Source organism: Mesorhizobium sp. M7A.F.Ca.CA.002.15.2.1 (genome assembly GCF_003998715.1).
GTDB lineage: Bacteria > Pseudomonadota > Alphaproteobacteria > Rhizobiales > Rhizobiaceae > Mesorhizobium > Mesorhizobium ciceri.
Genome location: NZ_RZPI01000357.1, coordinates 1 through 5687, shown reverse-complemented (window position 1 = coordinate 5687; position 5687 = coordinate 1). Strand labels below are relative to the sequence as shown.

Here is a 5687-nt window from a genome sequence, read left to right as displayed (position 1 = left end):
TCACGATCCGGGTCGCCGCGCCCGGCACGACGGTTCGTCCCAGCGCATCGACAACGGTCTCGGCGGCCAGCGCCTTGAAGCCGCAGGAAGGCGCCAGCACCGCCAGTGCCAGAAGCAGCACCGCCGCGATCCTGCCCGGTTGCGACCAGTGGGTCGTCTTGCCTTCGCCTAAACTGCCAACCATGCCGCTGTTCCCGTGCCAGATGCTTCTCGAGGATGGTCGGCTATAAATTTAAAGTTGACTTATGTCATCATGTTTAAATATGTGACCCATGCCCTGACCTGACTGGTTGAGGGATTTTCAATAATGCCAGCCAAGGCCGCTCAGCCACCGCCAGCAGTTTTGCTTTTGCTTGGGGGCTGCATGACAACGACAACAAACACGACATCGATGGCGAGCACGGCGCTCGCCTTCGTGCTCGGCCTCTGCGCCGTGCCTCTTGCCAGCGCGCAGGAACAGGACCGGGAGAAAAAGGCCGCCGCCAAGACCGGCCGCCTGGCGCCGGCCAGTGTCGCGCAGAACCAGCCGGCGACGATGCTCGACGTGATCACCATCTCGGCAACGATGATCAAAACGGCGGTGATCGAATCGATGGCCGCCATCAGCGCCGGCGATCAGGACGAACTCGACCGCATCCAGCCCGACACAGCCGCCGACATCTTCCGCACCACACCGGGCGTCGCTGCCTCGATGAATGGCGACGATCCCGCAACCGCCATCAACATCCGCGGCCTGGAGCAATATGGCCGCGTCGTCGTCACCCTCGACGGCGCCCGCCAGGACTACTGGCGCGTCGGTCATGGCTCTGGCTCGTTCTATGTCGAACCCGACCTGATCAAGGAAGCCACCGTCATTCGCGGTCCGGTCTCGAATGCCTATGGTTCCGGCGGCATCGGCGGCGTCGTCTCCTTCGAGACCAAGGATGCCGGCGATTTCCTCAAGAAGGATGAGCGCTGGGCGCTGAGCGAGAAGCTCGGCTACGAGGACAATGGCGACGGCTTCACCACCAGCACCACCGGTGCCTACCGCTTCAGCGACGATGCCGATATCATCGGCAACCTCATCTACCGCGACCGCGACAGCTACACCGATGGCAATGGCGACACCGTGCCATGGACCGGCGAGCGGGTGACCAGCGGCTATCTGAAGGCGACGTTGCGGCCGGCCGATGGCCATGAGCTGAAGCTCGGCGCCATCCTGCAGCGCTACAACGACCAGATCACCGGATCGAGCGGCTCGACCTCGCCGACCCTGAGCCGCTATGACACCGACACCACCAACCAGACCTACACCGCCGCTTACACCTGGAAGCCCGACGACAACGCGCTGATCGACTTCAGCGCCAATGCCTATCACAACCGCACCCGCGCCGAGCAGACGCAGGTCTGGCCGACCTCGGCGATCGGCAATTTCCGCTTCTACGACGTGGCCACGACAGGTTTCAATGTGAAGAACTCCTCGCGTTTCGACGTCTGGGGACTAGCACATACGCTGACCTACGGACTCGACTACTACTATCTCGAGGCCTCCTCGGAAGCGGCGCATTTCGGCGCTGGCCAACAGCAGGGTTATGGCGGCTTCCTGCAGTGGCAGGGCGATTACGGGGATTGGCTGCAGGTCATCGCGGCGATGCGCTATGACGGCTACCAGCTCGATGGCGAGACGCGCATCCCGTCACCGCAGGAAGCCTCGATCTCCGGCGATCGTTGGTCGCCGCGCCTCACCGTCGGCGTCACGCCATTCGATGGCTTCCAGCTCTATGGCACCTATTCCGAAGGCTACCGGGCGCCGGGTCTGCAGGATGTCTTCCGTGGCGGCGGCGCGCATGGCGGCGGTGATACATATCGGCCCAATCTTCTGCTGCAGCCCGAGACGGCAAAGAACTGGGAGGCCGGCGTCAACGTGAAATATGACGATGTGCTGACGGCGGGTGATCGGCTGCGCGCCAAGGTCAACGTTTTCCACACTGACGTCGAGGATTACATCGACGTCGACCTCACCGTGCTGCCGCGCACGGCAATCAACATCGGCGACGCACGCCTGAAGGGCGTAGAGGCCGAGATGGTTTATGATTATGGCTGGGGTTTCGTGAACCTCTCCGGCGCGCTGATCGACGCCAAGGTCGTCAGCGGCGTCTATTCCGGCCAGGCGTTGAACAACACGCCGCTCGACCGCTTCTCGGCCACGATCGGCTTCCGCATGCTGGAGGACCAGCTCACCGTCGGCGCGCAATATCTCAGCGTCGGCAAGATCACCCGCACCAGCCGCACCAATCCCAACGCCGTGCCGGTCGTCGATGACGGTTTCGATCTGGTCAATGTCTTCGCCAACTGGCGCGTCAACGACAACCTCAAGCTCGATTTCGGCGTCGATAACATCTTCAACACCGCCTACACCGATCCGCAAAGCGCATGGTCGACCTCGGCGGCAACAGAACAGGGCAAGGGCCGCACCTTCAAGGTGGGCCTCACCGGCAGGATCGGAGGCTGACAATGAACGAAGCATCGGTGCGTGAACTGGCCTGCGAGGCACGGCTCAACCTGCGGCGTCTGCCGGACTACATGGACAGCATCTCCGACAGGCTGCGGAGCTTCGAGGCCGATGCTTCGCATCAGGGACAGCGCATCGATTTCCGCTTTGCCTTCGGCGGCGCCTCGTTCGACATGGAGCGGCTGGTGATGCGGGCCAATGCTGCCGACCGCGACGGGCTCGCCCGTATCAAGGACCTGCTCGCCACAGCCGTACAGGTCTACGCCAAGGAGGAAAACCCCGAGATCGTCTGGACCGGCGATCTCTCAGGCGAAACCAGCCTCGCCCAGTTCCGCGAGATGGTGGTGACCGATGTTCGCGACCTCACTCCGAATATGCGCCGCATTCGTCTGACCGGCGAGAACCTCTCGCGCTTCGCCAAGTTCGGCGGCATGCATATCCGCATGCTGTTTCCGACCAGGGACGTCCCCGATCCGCTGTGGCCGGTGCTGGGCGGCAATGGCTTACCGGTCTGGCCCACCGACGACCGGCGCCCAGTGGCGCGCGTCTACACCATCCGCGCGCTCGACGTGGAAAAGGGCATCATCGATGTCGACTTCCTGATCCATCCCGGCGAGAGCGTCGGCTCCGCCTGGGCCATGCAGGCCGCGCCCAGCATGAAGGTTGGCATCATGGGCCCGGTCGGCCGTCCGGTGCGGCAGGCAGAATGGTACGTCATGGGCGCCGACGAAACCGGCTTGCCGGCGCTGGCTCGGCTGCTGGAGACGCTACCGGCCGGGACAAAAGGCGTCGCCTTCGTCGAGATCGCCAATGATGGTGAAAGACAAGCGATCAACAATGGCACGGGCATCGAGGTTCATTGGCTGACACGGGATGGCGTGGCGGCGGGCGAGGACAGACTGCTGGCCGAGGCTGTCCGCTCGGTGGCGTGGCCGCAGGACGGTTCGGCCTTCGGCTGGTTCGCGGCGGAAGCCGCTGCCGCCAAGATCGTGCGCGAATGTTGGCGCGACACGCTGGGGCTTGGTCGCGATCAAACGCTGGCGGCGGCCTATTGGCGGCGTGGCTCTGCCGGATTGATGGCGGGGTGAACTCTGATGATCGGCCCGCGGTCTTTGCCGATGCCGATATCAATTTGATCACCGGAGACAAGGTTCGAAATATCGCACACCACCAGCGGCATGCGGATGTCATAAAGAAATTCGGCAACGATGGCACCGACCGCCAGGATCGGGTCCGGCCGCTCCAGAAGAATACCGGCCGGCGCCGTGCCCCTGCGGATCGCCTCGGCCAGGACCGAGGATGAAGACGACGAGCCGCGCCCGCTCGGCATGACCAAAATCCTGCCAGCGACATTTCGGCCGAGGCCGGGGTGCGAATGGTCTGTTATCTCGCCGGTCTCGGCATCGATACCGCCCCAGAAGCTGAGCGGTTGCGAAAACACCAGCGCCTGACCCTCAGCGTCACCGGCCAGCTGGAAAGTGCCGGTTCGTTCCACCGGTCGCGTCATGACGCGCTCCGCACAACATGCCCGGCCGCAGCAGAGCGGATGCAATCCCGCATCTCGGCGAAGGCGACGGACACACCGATATTGCCGGGTGCGTAGTGCGCCCATTTGCCGGAATTGGTCATCACCACGCCATCGAGGCGTTCCAGGATCGATGTGACATAGGTGCAGGTATCGGCGACCGGGATCAGGCCGAACGCCTCCATACCGGCCAGCGCGCCCTCCTCCTGCAATCGCGTCAGCGTCGCGCGGCCGGTGTTGACATAGATCGGAATGCGCCTACCCGGTGCTGCCTCGCGCAGCAACGGCAACAGTCGCATCCATTCCTCATGCGAAAAATGCGGCGTGCCGAGCGACACGGCCGCCAGCGGCGCGCCATCGGGCACGGTCGATAGCCTGGCCAGCGCATGATCGATGTCGGCGCGGCTGATGCGGATCGTCTCGTCAGGCGCATGACCCTGGAACGCCTCGTCGAGCGTCATCGCTTCCGGCGTGATGCCGACCGCATGGAACAGCGCCACAGCACCCGTCGTTGCCGCCGCCGCGCCCAACGCCTTCAGCTGGTCCTCGTCGCGCGGTTGCGGCAGGCCGGCAATCACCGGAATGCGGTCGCCGCTCGCCTGCCCGATGACAAGTCCGATGCCGACGAACAGGCTGTCGCTCGGCTCGGGGTCGGCAAAGGCCAGTTCGAACAAGATCCGGCCGCGCCGGTTCTCGCTCAGATGCAGACCCCAGGCCGGCGCGCGCCCGGTCATGGCGCAGCACAGATCGATGAAATCGCCATAGCGGTTGGTGCGCGCGCCAATCACCGAATTGGCAAAGACGATGGCGTTGGACTCACCCCAGGCGATCTGCTGCCCAAAGCTCGGCCGGAAGCGCGTCTGGTAGGGCGCGCAGGTGAATGTCGCCTGGCAGCCGAGCTCCATATGCGCCTTCATCAACCGTCGCGCCGGCACCTCTTCGGCCGCCGGCAATTTCACCATGCCGGGATGGATGAGATCGAACGACCCGACATTCAGCGTCGTCGGCACCTGCACGCGGCCGCCACCTTCGACCAGCCGCTCGACGAAATCGAGACCGGCCTTGCCATGGTAGAGACAACCATCGATATGCGCGCCGGCAATGTCGAGCAGACGACCTGCCCCGATCGCATTGGAAAAGGCGACCAGGATTTTCATGGCAGCAGCCGCTGACAGGCCATGCTCGCCGTCGAGCATGGATCGGTCGCGTGCAGTCAGTTCCAGGGTCATCGGTATGCTCCGGGTCGTGCCCGTCTATGCTGTCCCTGATTGCGGACGGTCTGGCAAGACCCGGTGAGGATCAGTTCGCCGCGATCAACACCGTGCTTTCAGGCGACCAGCGCAGCACGACATCCTGACCTTCTGCCAGCCGTTCCATGCCGGTATTCTGCACAATCACTTTCAACGTCTGACCAGCACGCTCGACGAAATAGGTGCTGTTGCTGCCGGCGAAGATGCGCTTGGAAACCTGTCCCTTGAGCATGTTGGCGTTGCCATCCGGTGCTCCGGCATCCCTGGCGATGCGGATGCGTTCGGGCCGCACGGCACAGCTCGCCTTGGCGCCGGCGGCAAGCTTGGCACCCACACCAGCGGCAATCGCCGTTCCGTCCGCCAGCCGGATGCCATCGCCCGTGCTGTCGCCGCGAAAAATGTTGGCGTCGCCGAGGAAGGT

General features: G+C 63.9%; 5 protein-coding genes and 1 pseudogene. 2 read left to right on the top strand and 4 right to left on the bottom strand.

The window, feature by feature from the left end; genetic code table 11:
• Window positions 1-184 (bottom strand): annotated as a pseudogene (locus ENZ74_RS19630) (ABC transporter substrate-binding protein); the annotation flags it as partial.
• A gap of 180 nt (window positions 185-364) precedes the next feature.
• Between ENZ74_RS19630 and ENZ74_RS19625 the strand changes: the two are divergent.
• Window positions 365-2491 carry a TonB-dependent hemoglobin/transferrin/lactoferrin family receptor gene (locus tag ENZ74_RS19625; protein ID WP_127312936.1) on the top strand — a complete coding sequence of 709 codons (2127 nt, stop codon included), beginning with the start codon at window positions 365-367 and terminating at the stop codon, window positions 2489-2491.
• Between the two features lie 2 nt (window positions 2492-2493).
• Window positions 2494-3579 (top strand): siderophore-interacting protein, encoded by a 1086-nt coding sequence (locus ENZ74_RS19620; RefSeq protein WP_063168547.1) that lies wholly within the window; start codon window positions 2494-2496, stop codon window positions 3577-3579.
• On the opposite strand, the gene ENZ74_RS19615 is transcribed toward ENZ74_RS19620, so the two are convergent.
• From ENZ74_RS19615 to ENZ74_RS19605, 3 genes are all read right to left on the bottom strand, one after another.
• Window positions 3540-3998, bottom strand: coding sequence for a DUF126 domain-containing protein (locus tag ENZ74_RS19615; protein WP_013530810.1), 459 nt, complete (start codon window positions 3996-3998; stop codon window positions 3540-3542). The genes ENZ74_RS19620 and ENZ74_RS19615 overlap by 40 nt on opposite strands.
• A complete protein-coding gene (locus tag ENZ74_RS19610) occupies window positions 3995-5245 on the bottom strand; it encodes an aconitase X (protein ID WP_063168548.1) in 1251 nt (416 codons plus the stop codon). Before ENZ74_RS19610 ends, ENZ74_RS19615 begins: the two co-directional genes overlap by 4 nt.
• Window positions 5246-5315: 70 nt before the next feature.
• On the bottom strand, window positions 5316-5687 hold a 372-nt coding region (locus tag ENZ74_RS19605), incomplete at its 5' end, for a TOBE domain-containing protein (protein WP_127312935.1).